At 68.3% G+C, this 1,605-nt stretch carries 2 protein-coding genes; both read right to left on the minus strand.

The genetic code is table 11. The features are described 5' to 3' along the window. A partial coding sequence (locus tag WCB02_RS07385; RefSeq protein WP_423957179.1) for a hypothetical protein occupies positions 1-945 on the minus strand: 945 nt, incomplete at its 3' end. Between the two features lie 102 nt (positions 946-1,047). Continuing rightward, positions 1,048-1,365 carry a hypothetical protein gene (locus WCB02_RS07390; RefSeq protein ID WP_423957180.1) on the minus strand — a complete coding sequence of 106 codons (318 nt, stop codon included), beginning with the start codon at positions 1,363-1,365 and terminating at the stop codon, positions 1,048-1,050. Positions 1,366-1,605 lie beyond the last annotated feature (240 nt).

Here is a 1,605-nt window from a genome sequence, read left to right on the forward strand (position 1 = left end):
GCCCTTGGCGGTCAGCGTGAGCATGCGGCCCGACCGACGGGCCAGGCCTAGATCCTGGGCGAAGTGGCGCAGCCGGTGCAGGTCGAACAGGTCGTCCTCGGTCCGCGGCGGGCGGGGGAAGTCCCACCCGAACCGGTCCGCGCTTTGCTGGACGAACTTCCGGTTAAGGTTGCCGGTCTGGGTGAGGGCGATACCGTCGTCCAGCTGGCTCAGCAGCCAGCGCAGCGGGGGAACCGGGTCGGCAGCTGTGGCGGGCGGGAGTTCGGCGGGCTGGAGCAGCCGGTTGGCGATCGCGGCAAGGATCCGGCGGCGGGTTTCGCTGCGCCGCGCGTTGACCCAGGTCTCGGCACGCTCGGTGAGGATCACCTGGGCCAGTGTCTGCCCGAGCAGTCCGGCCTGCGGGACATTGAGATGGGCTCGCACGAGTTCCTTCTGGCGAACCTTCCACCCCGGCCGCCCCGGGACCAGGTCGCCGCTGGCGACGGCGACCTCAAGGAAATCGGCGGTTGACGAACGCGCGGACGCCTCCTCCAGGCCCATCACCGCACCCCATTCGAACTCCGGCAGGTCGGGCGGGGTGATGCCGGAGGCGGCGGCGGCCCGGCGGAAGGCGGCCTTGCCGTCCGCAGTGCTCACCTCATAGGCGTCCAGAATCTCGCGTGTCGTCTCGGACCGGCAGATGGCGGCGTACCGGGGCAGCTGCAGCAGATCCAGTGCCTCGGCCAGCGCCGTAACCACCTGCAGCTTCTCGTCGAGATCGACGAACCATTTCTCCGGCAGCTCGTACCAGCAGAAGCCCTGGATACGCTCCTGGGTGATGAACGCCAGGCCCGGTTCCCCGGCGATCCACTCCAGCGCGGCCCGCGCCTCTTCGGCGGCCGCCGCGTCCTGCTCGGCCAGTTTCGCCAGAGCCGCCGCGATCTCCTGATTCTCATGCTCAGCCACCCACACCTCCACGGCCGCCTGCCGCCACGCTATCGTGACACGCCACGGCATAGCCTGCTCGGCGGGGAAACGGACGTGGATTGTCCTGGCGGAGGGACTGACCTAACCGAGCTTGAGCGGCACGTCCGCGTAAGGGTCGAGCGCGTAGGCCAGGGAGACACGGTGGTAGCCGTCCGCGATATCCCCATCCGCTATGAGAACCGGAGACAGCTTCTCCCCCGCCAGCACCTTCTGCAGGTCTCTCAGCACGCCCGGGTCCGACAGCGGCAGCGGGACGCGCTGGGTAGCCCGCAGGATATCGTTGGCGCGGCGCTGGATCACCGGGAGCTTCTGCAGCTTCTTGGACACCTCCTCTGCCCGGCTCTCCCCAAAGCGGATACTGAGGTAGCCGGAGGCAGCGGCATAGTCGTGCTCGGCCACGTCCTTCCTCCATTGCAAATACTGGACGGCTCCTCCGGGAGTGGTCATTCGTCCTTGCCCTCCTTCCGTCCCGGGCCGCCGGACTCGCGGTTGACGTGCTTGCGCTGCTTGCAGCGCAAGCACCGGCCTGACGACGGCCAGGACACCATGACCCCGGGAATGACGTTCTGTACCCAGAGTCGTTCAGTTCAGCTACACCTTACGACCTGGTTGCCGCGTCCGTCCGGGCGGAGGCGGCAG

The organism is Bradyrhizobium sp. (assembly GCF_049581145.1).
GTDB lineage: Bacteria > Pseudomonadota > Alphaproteobacteria > Rhizobiales > Xanthobacteraceae > Bradyrhizobium.